The 17,245-nt window shown below is 60.3% G+C and carries 12 protein-coding genes; 4 read left to right on the top strand and 8 right to left on the bottom strand.

From position 1 onward, the window contains the following. The first annotated feature begins 6 nt into the window (after positions 1-6). The 3 genes from ACQRAX_RS07425 (at position 7) to ACQRAX_RS07435 (ending at position 4,178) form a co-directional block, all read left to right on the top strand. A complete protein-coding gene (locus tag ACQRAX_RS07425) occupies positions 7-1,125 on the top strand; it encodes a PepSY-associated TM helix domain-containing protein (protein WP_412039008.1) in 1,119 nt (372 codons plus the stop codon). Further along, complete coding sequence (locus ACQRAX_RS07430) at positions 1,122-1,313, top strand: hypothetical protein (protein WP_412039007.1); 192 nt, start codon at positions 1,122-1,124, stop codon at positions 1,311-1,313. The genes ACQRAX_RS07425 and ACQRAX_RS07430 overlap by 4 nt, the downstream gene beginning before the upstream one ends. 69 nt (positions 1,314-1,382) lie before the next feature. Then, positions 1,383-4,178, top strand: a complete 2,796-nt coding sequence (locus ACQRAX_RS07435) for a dermonecrotic toxin domain-containing protein (RefSeq protein WP_412039006.1) — start codon at positions 1,383-1,385, stop codon at positions 4,176-4,178. Here the strand turns inward: ACQRAX_RS07435 and ACQRAX_RS07440 are convergent. From ACQRAX_RS07440 to glnE, 8 genes are all read right to left on the bottom strand, one after another. Further along, positions 4,151-5,593 carry a lipopolysaccharide kinase InaA family protein gene (locus tag ACQRAX_RS07440; RefSeq protein WP_412039005.1) on the bottom strand — a complete coding sequence of 481 codons (1,443 nt, stop codon included), beginning with the start codon at positions 5,591-5,593 and terminating at the stop codon, positions 4,151-4,153. The two genes, ACQRAX_RS07435 and ACQRAX_RS07440, sit on opposite strands and share 28 nt — an antisense overlap. Next, positions 5,593-6,345: a lipopolysaccharide kinase InaA family protein gene (locus tag ACQRAX_RS07445; protein ID WP_412039004.1), complete on the bottom strand. Its 753-nt coding sequence runs from the start codon at positions 6,343-6,345 to the stop codon at positions 5,593-5,595. The genes ACQRAX_RS07440 and ACQRAX_RS07445 overlap by 1 nt, the downstream gene beginning before the upstream one ends. Then, positions 6,342-7,076, bottom strand: a complete 735-nt coding sequence (locus tag ACQRAX_RS07450; RefSeq protein WP_412039003.1) for a lipopolysaccharide kinase InaA family protein — start codon at positions 7,074-7,076, stop codon at positions 6,342-6,344. The genes ACQRAX_RS07445 and ACQRAX_RS07450 overlap by 4 nt, the downstream gene beginning before the upstream one ends. Further along, entirely contained in the window at positions 7,076-7,882 is an 807-nt protein-coding gene (gene rfaP, locus ACQRAX_RS07455) for a lipopolysaccharide core heptose(I) kinase RfaP (RefSeq protein WP_412039002.1), read from the bottom strand. Before rfaP ends, ACQRAX_RS07450 begins: the two co-directional genes overlap by 1 nt. Then, complete coding sequence (locus ACQRAX_RS07460) at positions 7,879-9,003, bottom strand: glycosyltransferase family 4 protein (RefSeq protein ID WP_412039001.1); 1,125 nt, start codon at positions 9,001-9,003, stop codon at positions 7,879-7,881. Before ACQRAX_RS07460 ends, rfaP begins: the two co-directional genes overlap by 4 nt. Beyond that, complete coding sequence (waaC, locus tag ACQRAX_RS07465) at positions 9,003-10,061, bottom strand: lipopolysaccharide heptosyltransferase I (RefSeq protein ID WP_412039000.1); 1,059 nt, start codon at positions 10,059-10,061, stop codon at positions 9,003-9,005. The genes ACQRAX_RS07460 and waaC overlap by 1 nt, the downstream gene beginning before the upstream one ends. Beyond that, positions 10,062-11,111 (bottom strand): lipopolysaccharide heptosyltransferase II, encoded by a 1,050-nt coding sequence (waaF, locus tag ACQRAX_RS07470; RefSeq protein ID WP_412038999.1) that lies wholly within the window; start codon positions 11,109-11,111, stop codon positions 10,062-10,064. It abuts the gene before it with no gap. A 157-nt stretch (positions 11,112-11,268) separates the two neighbouring features. Further along, complete coding sequence (glnE, locus tag ACQRAX_RS07475) at positions 11,269-14,205, bottom strand: bifunctional [glutamate--ammonia ligase]-adenylyl-L-tyrosine phosphorylase/[glutamate--ammonia-ligase] adenylyltransferase (RefSeq protein ID WP_412038998.1); 2,937 nt, start codon at positions 14,203-14,205, stop codon at positions 11,269-11,271. A 383-nt stretch (positions 14,206-14,588) separates the two neighbouring features. On the opposite strand from glnE, the gene aceE reads away from it, so the two are divergent. Continuing rightward, entirely contained in the window at positions 14,589-17,234 is a 2,646-nt protein-coding gene (gene aceE, locus ACQRAX_RS07480; RefSeq protein ID WP_412038997.1) for a pyruvate dehydrogenase (acetyl-transferring), homodimeric type, read from the top strand. Positions 17,235-17,245 lie beyond the last annotated feature (11 nt).

Genomic DNA, 17,245 nt, shown 5'->3' on the forward strand with positions numbered 1-17,245 from the left:
CAACTAATGAAAAGCCAGACCATACGCCGCTGGTCCTTCGTCCACACTTGGACCAGCCTGATCTCGACCCTGTTCCTGCTGATGCTGGCGGTGACCGGCTTGCCGCTGATCTTTCATCACGAGATCGACCACTTGCTCGGCGATGCACCGGAACTCAAAGAGATGCCGGCCGACACACCGAAACTGGATTTGCAGCAGCTGGTTCTCAAAGCCCAGGCGCACCGCCCCGGTGAGGTCATGCAGTATTTCGGCTGGGATGAGGAAGACAGTAATGGCGTGGTAGCAATCATGGCTGCCACCGCCGGTACCGAACCCAACTCATCGCACACCTTCATGCTCGATGGCCGAACCGGCGAAGCGGTGGAAATGCCCTCAGCCAACGGTGGCTTCATGATGACCATGCTGCGCCTGCATGTGGATATGTTTGCCGGCTTGCCCGGTAAGCTGCTACTGGCCTTCATGGGCGTGCTGTTTGTCGTGGCGATCATTTCCGGCGTGGTGCTGTATGCACCGTTCATGCGCCGCCTGAAGTTCGCTACGGTGCGCCATGAAAAATCACGGCGTTTGCGCTGGCTCGACCTGCACAACCTGATCGGGATCGTCACCTTGACCTGGGCCCTGGTAGTTGGCGTGACCGGGGTAATCAGCGCCCTCTCGGACCTGGTCATCGCCGCCTGGCGCAACGACAGCTTGAGCGCCATGGTCGCACCCTACCGCGATGCTCCGCCATTGACTGAACTCGCACCCGTCAGCCGGGTGCTGGATATTGCAGCCGAAGCAGCACCCGCCATGGTGCCAGACTTCATCGCCTTCCCCGGCACACGCTTTTCCAGTGAGCACCATTACGCAGTGTTCATGAAAGGTGGCACGCATCTGACCGCGCACTTGCTGACACCGGTCCTGATCGACGCGACGACACTGGCGGTAACCGCTATCGGCGAACGCCCCTGGTACATGGATGCGATGGGGTTGTCGCAGCCGCTGCACTTCGGTGACTACGGTGGCCGACCGATGCAGATCCTCTGGGCGGTGCTCGATGTGCTGACCATTATTGTACTGGGCAGCGGCCTGTACCTGTGGTGGGGCAAACAGCGACGCACGCGGGTACAAGAGGTGCCAGCATGAGTCACCGCTCACAATCCACCCGCAAGCTCTTTGCCTGGCCACTGCTGATCAGCCTGCTGGGGGCAGCTGGGCTGTTCGCCGCCCTGCTTGGCGATGGCTGGTGGGATACTCTGGCCTGGCTGGGTCTGGGTATTCCCGCCGTGCTGGGCTTGCGTGGATTGTTTAAGCCCAGAGCCAAAGTGACATAACAGTGTACCGACTACACCCCCCAGTCCGACCCTAGCATGGCCAGCTCCTTTTTCAACAGGAGCTGGACCATGTCCCCCCTTGAACGCATCGAAGCCCTGGATCAGCAGATAACTGAACTGCTTAAAGAGCTCCCCCGGGCGCAGCAGTCCGTGGACAGCAGCCATGAAGCACGCCAGCGACTTCATGGCGCATTGGCAGGTTTCTGGTCGGACCCCGGCCCTGAAGGTACAACGCGCAAGCAGCAATTACTGACACTGCACCGTGAACATCTGCGCGCTGAAATCGATCTGCGTCTTGCCGACCAAACCCTTGATGTCGAGCACGCCAGGCAGATTCGTACCTGCCTGGAACTGCCACGGTCCTGGCAACGTCGGCATCTGCCACAGCATCAACGGCCACAGGTCTATCGACCGCTTTTGGAGTGCAGCCGACCGAACTGGCGCAGTTACTTGCATGGCGCACTGGTCATCACTACAAACGCCCCAGAAGGGACGCTGCTCAAGCCAGGCGACTCACGTGGGCGGGCACTGCTCTACAGTTTGTCTCATGGCATCGAAGCTTATGCCTCACTCGCTGAGTTGCACTCAGAACTGTGCGAACGCCTGGACGATCCGCTGCAAAGCACACCCCTGCTCCACCTGTTAAGCAACAGGGAGGACGCTGAACGCGGACGTCACGCCGAACGCCTGCGCTATGACTGGTATGCCTACGATTTGCTCGAAGTACAGATCGAGCGCCTCCTCGACGCCCAGCGACAGCGCCTGAACGGCGCTTGGCTTGCAGGCCAACAAGGGCAGCTCATGGAGCGGCTCAACAAAGCAATAAGCCTGAAGGAAGATATTGGCACTCAGGCGGCGCTGAAGACGCGCTATTCGTTGCTTCTGGAGAAACACTTGCCTTCATGGCTGCGCAACACGACCAGCCAAGGGCTCAGCCACATCATGCAAAGCATGCAAGAACTGGTACTGGCCACGCAGAGAGCGACCGCCCCCGGCATCCTCAACCTCACCCAGTTCCAGCAGCGACACAACTTACTGGCATGGACGCGCGAACGTCTGCAAGCACGTATCCAACACGATCTGAACGTAATGCTTGTCCCTGAACAGGTCAGGGTCAACATCACCCATGGGCTGCAGACCGGGCCCCACCTGAACCCGCTGAACCCATCAAGTTACGTCACTTGGCACGGTACAGTACGCGTTGGCGACGAGTTGGTGCAGAAGGTCACCCAGAGCTTCCCGCTGGACATACTGGCCTTACACAACCTGCCCTGGTTCGACCTCGACTACTGGCTGACAGCGAGAATTACTCATGCGCAAGGAGAAGTTATTCCCGCCGAGCTCTCACCTGACTATGTGAAAACGCTTATCCGCGATCTGAATGTCGGTGGCAGTTACGCTGAGTTCCTTTACACCCAGTTAATCGAGTCACGTGCAGGTCGATGGCGATTGCAGGCGCACGCCGGTATCAACCGTGCACGGATGCGTGCCGAAGCAGCCAAAGCCCGATATGCAGGTCATTTCACCGAGCACCGGCTAGAGCGCGGTTACCGCTGGGTAAGTACGGTGCTGGACTACCCCGATAATGATTACCGCCCAACAGTGGCAGGCCATATGATTCAGGTTCGGCAATTGCTGATCAAAGGCCATACTCTGCAGGGCGTACTCCTGATCAGCGCTCAGGAGCTGAGTATCCCCTCCTTTATTCTTTACACCCCTGATGCACCCGATAGACGATCCTGGCGCGAATTCGGCAGCGTCCGTGAGCTGCTGCGTGCTCTACGCAGCAGCCCGAGCCTGCGCCAGTACGTTAGCCAACGCCTCCCCCTGCTCGATTCAGCCGCTATCGAGCAACTACTGACCAAGGGGCGACTGGGGCCTCACTTCAGCAAACCCGCCATCACCGGAGAACTGTTCTTCGCTTATTACATGGCGGAAGCGCGCAGCTTGTTGGCAATAGCCAATGCAAGCAGTCGAACAACCGCCGAGGTCAACGTCCAATCGGTCATGGACACCGCTTGGCTGATCATCGACCTGATCAGCCTGGTGCTGCCCAATCGCGCCATGGTGCCGTTGTCCATTGGCCGCTTGGCCATTGATGTCTGGGATGGCCTCGATGCCTACAACCGCGAAGACCGGGAGGGCGTTCTAAGACACGCCTACAACGCCCTCAGCCACGCCAATGATGCGGCAACCAGCTACGTCGGTTCAGGCTTCATGCGTCGGGCCCTGCGCGGCATGCCCAAGCGGCCACCATTGCCGATGCCCAGTCGCTATCAGGTCAACCCCGAGACCAGCACCCTGCGCTACCGAATCGATGGCATCTACGGCGAAGGGGTATACGAAAAGGCGTCTGCGTTCGAAGGGTTATCACAGTACTTCGTACAGGATAACCATGGACGCTATTACAAAGTCAGCTTCGATGGCCAGCGTTGGCGCGTGATCGATCCCGACCAACCGGACGCTTACCTTCAACTCCCGCTCAAACGCCGCAAAGATGGCGAATGGGTTATCGATTCACCCGTGCTTTGGTACGAAGGCTTGCCCGATCTGCAACGGCTGCTCGATGACTGTCGCTCGCCAGACCTGCTGGCGGGGCAGCCCATCGATGGTGGCCACGGTGTATATGAAGACGACGGTCAGTTGTACTTCCTGACTGCCGGGAAACAACTCCCCCTGCGCCGACACCTGCTCGACAATCACTACCATCTGATCATCCCGCAAGCTCAGCGCGCCTTGGTCGTGGCCTGGGCGGTACTTCGCTGGCATGAAGACCAATGGCGCATCAGGGTGCGCCAGGCCGGTCGCAGCAGCGACTGGCTGGCGCTGCCTGCAAGCTACTCAGATATACGTGGCAGCAACTGATCCAGGCGCTGATGAAGAGCACTGCTGCTCGGCCAGTTACGCAACAGTCGTGCGCGGTCGCGGGCAAAGGCTGGAGCAAAGCTGAGTTGGGTAGCATGCTGGCACATGGCATCAAGATCGATCAGCGACCACTGACCGTCCTGCCAGAACAGGTTGTGGCCCTTCATATCACCATGGCTGATACGCTCATGAATCAATTGCTTGAGCAGTGCCTGCAAGGCCTGAAGCTGCGCCTCGGGCACTTCGCCGCTATCAATGAATGGAGCGAAGCATTCGATCAGGTCCGGTCCGTCAGCGTATTCGGTGACCAGATAGGCACGACTGCGCAGGCCCATGACCCGATGCTCAAGTACCGCTAAGGGGCGCGGTGTGGCAATCCCGAGAAACTCCAGGCGGTGCCCTTCAATCCACGAATGCCAGGCCCGGCTCGGGCGCCAGAAGCGCTTGAACCAGTGCGCGGTGTTCTTGATGTTGTAGCGTTTGAGCACCAGTGGCCGGCCGTTCACTTCAATTCGCGCAACACTGGCAGCACCGCCGGTCTTGTACAAATGCCCCTGGTCGATCAGCGTGTCGGCCTGCTCCAGAACTGGCAGCAAGGCTGGAGCTTCGGTGCGGCGAATCGAGCGCAAGCCAGAGGCCCCGCGCTCAACGCTGAACAGCGTGCACTCACGCCCGGCCTTCTCCAGGTAATCCTTCAGGCGCCAGCTGCGCACCTTGTCGATCTGCTTCTGCAACGCTTCCAGTGGCAGGGCATGCTCGCCGTTGGCCAGCAGGTAATGCACCAGCAGCTCTTCAATGAATGGTTCCAGGCGCTTGGGCAGTTGCGCGAAAAGGACGCCAAGGTTCTGCAACACTTGTGGGCGCGACAATGGCTGGCCCAGTGTTTCAGCCTTGATCCCGGCACCGTCGATCAAATACAGCTGGCCGTTGTGACGCAACAGGTTGTCCAGGTGCAAATCTTCCTGCCACAAGCCCTTGGCATGCATCTGGCCAACGGCGGCCAGTGCCTCGCCAAGCACCAACTGCTGTTCATCGGCCAGCGGTGGCAACGCTTCGACCGCTGCCCAGGCATCGGCCAGGCTTTGAGCGCCTTCAAGGAACTCGAACAACAACCAGCCACCCTCGCCTTCGCGCAAGCCGTCGGCGAGCAACAGTGGCGTGGTCAACCTTTGCGCAGCAAGCAGGCGCGCCCCTTCGAGCTCACGCTGGAAATGCCGGGAAGCACTGCTGCCCACCAGCAGTTTTGCCAGCACCGGCGTACCACGCCAGATCCCAGCCCCCACATAACGCTGGCCAGGCAGCACCCGTAGCAAGCTGAGCAGCTGCAGATCGGCATCGCCAGCGGCGTCGGCCAGGCGGATGGTCAGGGGCAGATCCGGGTGTCGCCCGGCATCTTTGAGTTCGGACAAACGCATCAGCGAGCCTCTTTTTCGCGGCGGCGGCGCGTCAGGCGCTGTAGCCAGGTATCGACCAGCGGGCTATCGGCGGGCTGTTCCAGATAAGCGGACAGCATCACGCGTACTTCAGCTTCGCTCCACACCGGGGCACGACGCAACAACGGCTCAAGGTCCTTGAGTCGATCACGCATACCCAGCAGCAGGGGTCGGGTTTTCTCCAGGTCGATCAGTTGCGCCAGCCAACCATCACCGCGTTCACGCAGAAAAATGTGCTTGGGGTAGAAACAGCCATGTACTTGACCGGCAGCATGCAGCGTCCGCGCCAGCAGGCCACAGGCACGAAGAATGCCCTGGCGCTGACCAATACTCAGCGTCGGCCATAGTCCGAGCAGACTGTCCAAATCGCTCCAGTCGTCCAGGGCGCGAGTCAACAGGATCGCCCGACGCTCACCATCAATCTTGCGCTCGGCGTAAAAAACTGCCTGCAGCGCCGGAATCCCCAGCTTCTGGTAACGGCTGATGTTACGAAATTCACGGGCAAAGGTGGGTTCACCAAAGGGCCGGTGCAAGGTGCGGGTCAGGTAGTCGCTCTGGCGCTTGAGGTAGTAGCCTTTGCCCTCCAGCTCCAAACGGTAAACGCTGCTCCAGCCACCGCGGCCGGTATTGGGCTCATCCACCGCATCAAGCTGCAGCGCCCAGAGTTGGTCGAAACCGTTCAGACCATGGCGCTCAAGCAGTGCCAATTCAGCACTGGCGAGGAAATCAGTCATTCACGTCCCTCAAAAAACGTCACGACATGCCGGATGCGGCGCTTGTCCGCGGCATTCAGGCGCTCGCGCCCGCGATACTGCAGGTAAAAGCGCAAACGCTGAGTGGCCGAGAGGTGATACTTGGCCACTTTGTCCAGGCATGCCAGGTCCTTGGTAATCCGGTAGCGCAACATGAAGCCCCACCAGAAGTCACCCGTCGGGCAATCGATGAAGAATAGCCGGGCCTGGTCGTCGACCAACAGGTTGCGCCACTTCAGGTCGTTATGGGTGAAGTGGTGATCATGCATGATCCGCGTGTGGCGAGCCAATTGTCGGCTGATATGATCGACCCAGCCACGATCGGCCAGGCGTACATCCTTGCGCTCGGCCAGCAACGACAGGTCTTCGGTGCGTGGCAGCTCACGGGTGATCATCGCCCCACGACCAAAGGCCAGACCGTTACGCTCCAACCCCCAGGCGACAACTTCGGCAGTGGGGATATCCCACTTGGCGAATTGCTTGAGGTTCTGCCACTCGGCCTTGATCCGCGGGCGCCCCAAATAGCGGCGCAAGCCTTTACCGGCACCTGTGTAACGTTTGACGTAATAGTTGACCCCGTCGCGCTGGACGCGAATGACTTCACTGAGCGGGTCGTGAGTCAGGCGCTCGCCTTTGAGGGCGAAAACTGCATCGATGCTGCCAAAATCCGGCGCCAGTGCCTGGTAGTCAGACGCCAGTGTCCATCCCGCCATCAGAGCGCGTCCCCGTATCGTTGTTTACGCTCGTAGAGCTTCTGTGCCTTGCCTTCCAGCCAGCGCAGCAACGCAGCTTCTTCAGCCAGGATCTGGCGCAGCGGTTGCTGGAAGTAACCGCGCAGGAAGCGCAATTTGTCACGCTGGGTCAGGCCAATGTCCAACGCGGAGAAGTACAGCGCGGCCAGGTCCTTGTTACGCCAACGCCGGGAAATGGTCGCCCGGGTCTGCGCACGGTGCAGGTCAATGACCGACAGTTTGAAGTCATCGGCCGTCACTTCACGGTCGGTGTGCAGCAAAAAGTGGCAGATGTAGCAGTCGCGGTGATTCACCCCGGCGCGATGCATCATCCCGGTCATGCGCGCCACTTCAGCAATCAGTGCACGCTTCAGGCGCATTGGCGGTGGTTGCCTGACCCAGTCGATACTGAAGTCTTCGAGGCTGATGGTTGGCGCCAGTTCTTCAGTAACAATGAACGAATGCTGCGAGGCCGGATTGCTGCCGCGCTCGCCATAGGCCACCGCAGTCATGGTCGGTACGCCAACTTCATGCAGACGCGCAATCGCCTTCCATTCCTGGCCAGCGCCCAACACCGGCAGCTTGGCAGTGAACAGGTTCTTGAAGATCTCACCCCAGCCGATGCCGCGGTGAATCTTGACGAAATAGCCACGCCCCTCGACTTCGGTGCGCAGCGTGCGACGGCCTTCGAGCTCGCGGTACACCTGGCCCTGCAGGCCCTCCACGGCATCGAATGCATCGCGCCCAGCCCACAGGCGTTTGAACGGCTCGGCCAGTATCAGTTTCATTTACGCTCCGGGGCCAGAATCACATCGGCGGCATGCTCGGGCATGCTGTAGAGGTCGGCAGTATCGGCAAAGGCCAGGCCATTGCGCGCCCAGGTGCCGCGTGCGGCGTCGTCTTCGAGCATACGTTGCAGGTACTGATTCAGCTGCCCCTGCTCGAACGGCTCATCGAGCACCAGGCCACTGTCGGCTTCGGCAATGTAATGGGCGTAGCCGCACACTGCCGAAACCAACACTGGCAAGCCAGCAACCAGTGCTTCGAGCAATACCGTGCCGGTGTTTTCGTTGTAGGCCGGGTGGATCAGCAGGTCAGCACCGAGCAGAAAGCGCGGAATATCACTACGACCCTTGAGGAACTGCACCTGATCGCTCAAGCCGAGGGTCGCGCTTTGCAACTGGAACACCTTTGGATCGTCCTGGCCGATGACCATCAGCCGGGTACGCTTGCGCAGTGCCGATGGCAAGGCCGCCAGGGCCTTGAGGCTGCGGTCGACGCCCTTGGTCTTGAACCCGGAACCGATCTGCACCATCAGCAACTGATCGTCCTTGAGGTCGAACTCGCGGCGAAATTCAGCGCGGATCTCGGCAGCATTGGCTGGCGCCCGGCGGTCCTGGGAGATACCCGGCGGCAGCAAATGGAAACGCTCGAGCGGCGTGCCGTAGTGTTTGATGAACAAGGGTTGCTGGACTTCCGAAATCATCAGGACTTCGGTTTTGGCGTCCTTGGCAAACACCGCCCGCTCGTACTCGGCAAAGTGCCGGTAGCGGCCCCAACGTCGGTACAGCGAATTACGCAGGTTCTGCGCTTTGTCTTCGAAACAGCCGTCGGCGGCGTAGTAAACATCGAGCCCCGGCATCTTGTTGAAACCGATCAATCGGTCGACTGGGCGCTTGGCCAGGTCTGCCTCCATCCAGGCACTGAGTTTCTCGTTGCGCCGATGGTTGAACAGCGCCTTGACCGGCGCCACCAGCACTTCGAAGCCCTCGGGTACATCACCTTCCCAGATCAACGTGTAAACACGGATCTGGTGGCCACGACGCTGGCACTCCAACGCGATGCGCATGAAGTCACGCTGCAGGCCGCCGAAGGGGAAGTATTTGTACAGCACAAAAGCCAGTTGCATTAACGAACATCCTCAGCCAGCAGCAACGCGCGCAATTGGCTCGCCACACGCTCGGGATTCAGGCGAGTGAAGCACAGCGGCCACTCGCGTTTGAGATCGAACCGGCGCTGATCGTCAGCGCTCGGTTTATACGTACATTTTTTCTGCAGGCAAGGCGCGCAGGCAAAGTCGCTGGCCAGGTGTACCTGCGATTTGCCGTAGGCACCGGTCAACCCTGGATTAGTCGGGCCGAACAGCGACAGGGTCGGCACATCCAGTGCCGCCGCCAGGTGGCCGAGGCCAGTATCCACTGCGACACAAGCTTTTGCGGCCGCCAGTACGCGAGCAACGCCTGCCAGGTTCAATTTGGGTAGTACCTGGCAGTTGCTCAAGCCTTTGGCGATTCGCTCGGCGCGGGCCTGCTCGGCCGGGTTGCCCCACGGCAGGCGCACCTCAAGACCTTGCTGACCCAAGCGTTCGGCCAGCTGACGCCAATAGGCTTCAGGCCAATGCTTGGTCGCCCAGGTGGTGCCATGCAAGAACACCACGAAAGGCGCTGCGGGTGGCAACTGCAGGCGATTGAGGTCCAGGCCGTAGTCACCCAGGCCGGCGGGCAGGTCATAGCCCAAGGCCAGGGCAAACAGTTGGCGCACGCGCTCTACAGCGTGCTGCCCACGCTGCACCGAAAAACGTCGGTCATAGAAGCGGCTGGACAGCCCTTCACGCGCCGAATAGCGGTCGAGTCCGGCCACCGGCGCCTTGACGTAACGGGTCAGCCAAGCCGATTTGACCAAGCCCTGGGCGTCGATCACCAGGTCATATTTGCTTTCCCGCAGACGCTGCTTGAACTGGCGCCACTCACCGTTCTTGAAGGTCTGCCAGAGGTTCTTGCGCCAGCGCCGGATGGCGACCGGGATCACCTTGTCCACGGCCGGATGCCAGCTGGGGATTTCGGCAAAGCCTTCCTCGACCACCCAATCGAAGCGAATCCCGGGAATCGCCCGGGCGGCATCGGTCAGCGCCGGCAGCGCGTGAATCACATCCCCCAGCGAAGAGGTTTTGATCAGCAATACCCGCACTTAGTCGACCTCAGCCATGACATCGATCAGCGTCGGGCCATTGAGGCGCTGCAACGCAGCCTCCACGGCCTCGGGCTCAAGCTGGCGCAGGCAGTTGTAGTGGCCAAAGCGGCAGGTGCGGTCGAAACACGGACTGCATTCCAAGCCCAGGCGCACCACTTCAACCTGATCGGCCAGCGGCGGGGTGAAGCCCGGCGAAGTCGAGCCATACACAGCAACCAGTGGACGGTTGAGCGCGGCAGCCACATGCATCAGCCCCGAATCGTTGGACACCACCGCGTCACTGCAGGAGAGCAAATCGATGGCCTCAGCCAGCGATGTTTCACCGCTGAGGTTAGTCGCCTCTTCGCGCAGGCCAGGGATCAGCCGATCACGAATCGACTCGCCCACCGCATGATCGTTCTTCGAGCCGAACAGCCAGACCTGCCAACCCTCACGGATCTTGGTCTCGGCCACTTTGGCGTAATGCTCCGAAGGCCAGCGCTTGGCCTCACCGAATTCGGCGCCAGGACACAACGCCAACACCGGACGGTCCAGGCTCAGGCCAAACTTGGCCAGTGCTGCCTCACGGCTGGCGGCTTCGATCTGCAGGCTCGGGCGCGGATACGGCTTAGGCAGCTCGGCACCCACCGGGTAGGCGAGGGCCATGAAGCGCTCGATCATCAGCGGGTAACGCGCCTTATCCAGTTTGCGTACATCGTTGAGCAGGCCGAAACGCAGCTCGCCACGCCAGCCAGTACGCTTGGGGATACCGGCAAAAAACGGCACCAACGCCGACTTCAGCGAGTTGGGCAGCAAGATGGCCTGGTCATACTGACCGGCCAGGGACTTGCCGATACGCCGACGGGTCGCCAGTTCCAGCGCGCCGTGGCCGAGCGGAAAGCTCAAGGCCTGGCGAACTTCAGGCATGCGTTCGAGGATCGGCCGGCTCCACTCGGGGGCCAGCACGTCGATCACACACGCCGGATGTTGCTGCTTCAGGCAATGGAACAAGGTTTGCGCCATTACCATGTCGCCCACCCAGCTGGGGCCAATGATCAAAATTCTCATGCTTTATCCAGAAACGATCAGGGAGGCTGCAGCCTGTCCGCAAACAGCCTGGCCTCCCCTCTTTATATTCAGGCTATATGGCGACCAGTGTACGCCACTCGGGCTGTAGTGTGGTCGTGGCAGGCTTCCTGCCGCCTGATTCGCCTGGTTCAACCGCTTAGGTCAGTCCCAACTCAGCCCAGATCCGCCGCACCTCACGACGCTCCTGCACAAACTGCGAAGCATCGATCACCCCAGCCTGTTTCTGCAGTGCCTGGCGGTGCGCCGCCGAACGGAACGCTTTGTACACCTCGCGCAGCAGTACAGCATCACTGGCGGGCATCAGCCCGGCCTGTTCGAGCTCTTCGAGGATGCGGATGTTGTCGGTCCAGCGCAGCAGTTCCGGGTGGTCGTGAGACCAGGCCAAAGCGGCGTATTGCACCATAAATTCGATATCGACGATACCACCTGCATCCTGCTTGATATCGAAGGGCACACCAGGCTCGTAGGCGTTGCCAGCGGTGCCGGCAGCGCTGAGCTTGGTCCCCAGGTTGTCGCGCATTTTCGCGCGCATTTCACTGACTTCAGCCTGCAGTTTTGACAGGTCACGCGCCTGGCCAAGAATCTGTGCCCGCACGGCCTCGAACGCCGAGCCCACATTAGGGCAACCGGCGAGCACCCGCGCCCGCACCAGCGCCTGATGCTCCCAGGTCCAGGCCTCGTTTTGCTGATAGCGCTCGAACGCACCCAATGAGCTGACGAGCAAACCCGAAGCGCCGGAAGGCCGCAGGCGCATATCGACGTCGTAAAGTTGCCCGGAGTTAGTCTGGGTGGTCAGCAAGTGGATGATGCGTTGACCAAGGCGAGTAAAGAACTGAGCGCTGTCGATCGGTTTGGCGCCATCGGTTTCGGCCTGTGGATCACCGTCATGGATGAACACCAGGTCAAGGTCCGAACCATGGCCAAGCTCGATACCACCGACCTTGCCATAGCCAATAATAATGAACCCCGGATCGCACAGGCTGCCGTCGCTGCGTTTGGGCTGACCATGGCGCGCCACAGTCTGGCGCCAGGCCAGGGCCAGCACTTGGTTTAGGATGGCTTCGGCTAACCAGGTGAGGTAATCGCTGACCTTCATCAGTGGTAGATTGCCAGCGATTTCCGACGCCGCCACCCGCAGGTTGTGAGCCAGTTTGAAGTGGCGCAGCGCTTCCATCTGCTGCTCAAGATCGTCCTCGGGAATCCGCGTCAAGCGCTCACGCAGCTCGGCCGCCAGCTCTGGCGCCAGCGGCGGGCTGAACAAACGGCCTTCGTTAAGCAGCTCATCGAGCAGCAGCGGAAACCGGGTGATCTGTTCGGCGATCCACGGGCTGGCGGCGCACAAGGTCAGCAAGCGACGCAGCGCCCCCGGGTTCTCGGTCAGCAATACCAGATAGGCTGAACGCCGGGCCACCGCCTCGACCAGTGGCAACACGCGTTCCAGCACCAGGTCCGGGTCGGCATGTTCCACCGCCTGGGCGAGCAAGCGCGGAATGAAGGCGTCCAGGCGCTCGCGCCCCAGACGCTGCATCGCCCGCAACTGCGGGCTGGCACGCAGCCCGGCAAGCTGCTTGAGTGCCTTGCCCGGGTCGGCGAAGCCGGCGTCTAGCAACTGACGGCAAGCGGCTTCTTCATTCTGGGCTTCTTCCCACAGCGGCAGCCATTCACCGCCGACGATGACTTCGCCCTCCTCGTTTTCATCTTCATCCGGATCGGCGATGACCTGACGGAAGTGCCAGTCGATCCGCCCGCGCCAATGCATCAGCTGGTCACGGAAGCTCGCCCAGTTGGGAAAGCCGAGCATAAAGGCAATACGCACGCGGTCCAGCTCATCATCCGGCAACATCTGGGTCTGACGGTCGGCAATCGCCTGAATCGCGTGCTCGGTGTAACGCAGGAACTCATAGCCTTCGCGCAGCTCGGCAACCACAGCAGGCGGCAGGTAACCTTGCCCTTCAAGGGTCGACAGGACTTTAAGCAAAGGCCGCTGCTGTAGGCTCAGGTCGCGCCCACCATGAATCAACTGAAAAGCCTGGGCGATAAACTCGACCTCGCGAATGCCACCAGCCCCCAGCTTGATGTTGTCGGCCATGCCCTTGCGCCGTACTTCCTGCTGGATCAACTGCTTCATGGTGCGCAGTGCTTCGATGGCGGAGAAGTCCAGGTAACGCCGGTAAACGAAGGGTCGCAGCATATCCAGCAACTGCGCCCCGGCCACCTGGTCACCGGCCACTACCCGCGCCTTGATCATCGCGTAGCGTTCCCAGTCGCGGCCCTGGTCCTGGTAGTACTGCTCCAGTGCATTGAAGCTGAGCACCAGTGCGCCGGCGGATCCGTAGGGGCGCAGGCGCATGTCGACGCGGAACACGAAGCCGTCGACCGTAATCGGGTCCAGGGCCTTGATCAGGCGCTGACCAAGGCGCGTGAAGAACTCCTGGTTGTCCAGCGAGCGTTTGACCCCTTCGGTCTCACCGCCTTCAGGGAAAGCGAAGATCAGGTCGATGTCCGAGGACAGGTTCAACTCTACCGCGCCAAGCTTGCCCATGCCCAACACGACCATATGTTGTGGCAGGCCACTACGATGCCCAATGGGGGTACCGAACTGCTGGCAATGACGCGGGTACAGCCATTGGTAGGCCTGATCGATGCAGGCGTCCGCCAGGTCCGACAGGTCACGGCAGGTCTGCACCAGATCGGCTTGACGGTTCAGGTCACGCCAGATGATCCGCACCTGCTGGCGGCTACGCTGGCGACGCAGGTTGCGCGCCAGTTCGTCTTCGCTCTCGGCTGCCTGGGCGGCGTCGGCAATCTGTGTGCACAGCTCGCCCGGCGCGAAACTGCGCTCGAGTTCGCCACTGGCGACCAGATCGAGGAGCATGGCCGGGTCGCGTAGGGTCTGCTCAAAAACAAAGTCGCTGGCCGCGGTTACCCGGGCGAACTGCGCCCAGTGCTCGACCGTCCAGCCATCGAGCGATAAAGAAGGTGCCTGGGCGACCGCTGCACGCAACGATTGCTCGCTGCGACTGGCCAACGGCGCAAGGGTGGCTGGCACATCGGCAAGCAATGGCAGGCTCATGGTCTATCCTTGATCGGCGAGAAAAGATTGGCAGCGAGCAGTCGAGAGAATCCTGGCCACGGTTGGACTGTCATACAAAAGTTAGAAATAGCTGAAAAACCTGATTCTCTGGCATAAACCATCGCGGCAAACCTTTTCGTAACTTGCTTTTAACCACCGGTATCGTTTTTTCCCACAACCTGAACAGCGGCCACGAGCCATTTTTGTGTAGTTTTACTACTGCTTCTTCACTTCAAAAGCATGAAATGGTGATTCATTTGTAGTAAAACTACACAACGCCGGTACACTCTCCGGTAATCCAAGAATTTCATGTCGTCTGCCCAAAAGGCCAGTCGCAAACTCAGGCAACCGATTCTGGAAGCCTTTCCGCCCTGGAGCAAGCCATGCAAGACCTCGATCCCGTCGAAACCCAGGAATGGCTGGACGCCCTGGAGTCGGTTCTCGACAAAGAAGGCGAAGACCGCGCTCACTATCTGATGACCCGTATGGGCGAGCTGGCCACCCGTAGTGGCTCCCAGCTGCCGTACGCCATCACCACGCCATACCGCAACACCATCCCTGTTACCCACGAAGCACGCATGCCTGGCGACCTGTTCATGGAACGCCGCATTCGCTCGTTGGTGCGTTGGAACGCGCTGGCCATGGTGATGCGCACCAACCTCAAAGACTCGGACCTGGGCGGCCACATTTCGAGCTTCGCCTCCAGTGCCACCCTGTACGACATCGGCTTCAACTACTTCTTCCAGGCCCCGACCGACGAGCACGGCGGCGACCTGATCTTCTTCCAGGGCCACGCCTCGCCTGGCGTCTACGCCCGCGCCTTCATGGAAGGTCGCATCAGCGAAGACCAGATGAACAACTTCCGTCAGGAAGTTGATGGCAAGGGCCTGTCGTCCTACCCGCACCCATGGCTGATGCCTGACTTCTGGCAGTTCCCGACCGTATCCATGGGTCTGGGTCCGATTCAGGCGATCTACCAGGCACGCTTCATGAAGTACCTGGAAAGCCGCGGCTACATCCCTGCAGGCAAGCAGAAAGTCTGGTGCTTCATGGGCGACGGCGAGTGTGACGAGCCGGAATCCCTGGGCGCGATCTCGCTGGCTGGCCGCGAGAAGCTGGACAACCTGATCTTCGTCATCAACTGCAACCTGCAGCGCCTCGACGGCCCGGTTCGCGGCAACGGCAAGATCATCCAGGAACTCGAAGGCGTGTTCCGTGGCGGTGGCTGGAACGTCAACAAAGTGGTTTGGGGCCGTTTCTGGGACCCACTGCTGGCCAAAGACGTCGACGGTATCCTGCAGCGTCGCATGGACGAAGTCATCGACGGCGAATACCAGAACTACAAGGCCAAGGACGGCGCGTTCGTCCGTGAGCACTTCTTCAATACTCCAGAACTCAAGGCGATGGTCGAAGACCTGTCCGACGACGAGATCTGGAAGCTCAATCGTGGTGGTCACGACCCGTACAAGGTCTATGCAGCCTACCACCAGGCGGTCAACCACAAAGAGCAGCCGACCGTCATTCTGGCCAAGACCATCAAGGGTTACGGTACCGGTGCTGGCGAAGCCAAGAACACCGCGCACAACACCAAAAAGGTCGACGTCGACAGCCTGCGTCAGTTCCGTGACCGCTTCGACATCCCGGTCAAGGACGAAGAGCTGGAAAACCTGCCGTTCTTCAAACCAGAAGAAGGCAGTGCCGAAGCCCGTTACCTGGCCGAGCGCCGCAATGCTCTGGGCGGTTTCGTGCCTCAGCGTCGGGCCAAGAGCTTCAGCATCCCGACTCCGCCACTGGAAACCCTCAAGGCAATCCTTGACGGCTCCGGCGATCGCGAAATCTCCACCACCATGGCCTTCGTGCGGATCCTCGCGCAGTTGGTCAAGGACAAGGAAATCGGCCAGCGCATCGTCCCGATCATCCCGGACGAAGCCCGTACCTTCGGTATGGAAGGCATGTTCCGTCAGTTGGGCATCTACTCGTCGGTCGGCCAGCTCTACGAGCCAGTCGATAAAGACCAGGTGATGTTCTACCGCGAAGACAAAAAAGGTCAGATCCTCGAAGAAGGCATCAACGAAGCAGGCGCCATGTCCTCCTTCATCGCTGCCGGTACTTCGTACTCGAACCACAACCAGCCGATGCTGCCGTTCTACATCTTCTACTCGATGTTCGGCTTCCAGCGTATCGGTGACCTGGCCTGGGCCGCTGGCGACAGCCGCACCCGTGGCTTCCTGATCGGCGGTACCGCCGGCCGCACCACCCTCAACGGTGAAGGCCTGCAGCACGAAGACGGTCATAGCCACATCCTGGCCGCGACCATCCCGAACTGCCGCACCTATGATCCGACCTACGGCTACGAGCTGGCGGTGATCATTCAGGACGGCATGAAGAAGATGACCGAAGAGCAACAGGACGTCTTCTACTACATCACCGTGATGAACGAAGCCTACACCCAGCCTGCAATCCCAGCCGGCGCCGAGGAAGGCATCATCAAGGGCATGTACCTGCTCGAGGAAGACACTCGCGAAGCAGCGCATCACGTCCAGCTGATGGGCTCCGGCACCATCCTGCGTGAAGTGCGTGAAGCGGCGAAGATCCTGCGTGAAGAGTTCAACGTCGGTGCCGACGTCTGGAGCGTCACCAGCTTCAACGAACTGCGTCGCGACGGCTTGGCCGTAGAGCGCAGCAACCGTCTCAAGCCTGGCCAGAAGCCACAGACCACCTACGTCGAAGAGTGCCTGGCTGGCCGTAAAGGCCCGGTCATCGCCTCCACCGACTACATGAAGATGTTCGCTGAACAGATTCGCCAGTGGGTGCCGAGCAAAGAGTACAAAGTCCTGGGTACCGATGGTTTCGGGCGCAGCGACAGCCGTAAGAAGCTGCGTCACTTCTTCGAAGTCGACCGTCACTTCGTCGTGCTGGCTGCCCTGGAAGCCTTGGCTGACCGTGGCGATATCGAACCTAAAGTCGTGGCCGAAGCCATCACCAAGTTCGGCATCGATCCGGACAAACGCAACCCACTGGACTGCTGAGGAGTATTTTT

The organism is Pseudomonas sp. UM16, assembly GCF_050312595.1.
In the GTDB taxonomy this organism is placed as follows: Bacteria; Pseudomonadota; Gammaproteobacteria; order Pseudomonadales; family Pseudomonadaceae; genus Aquipseudomonas.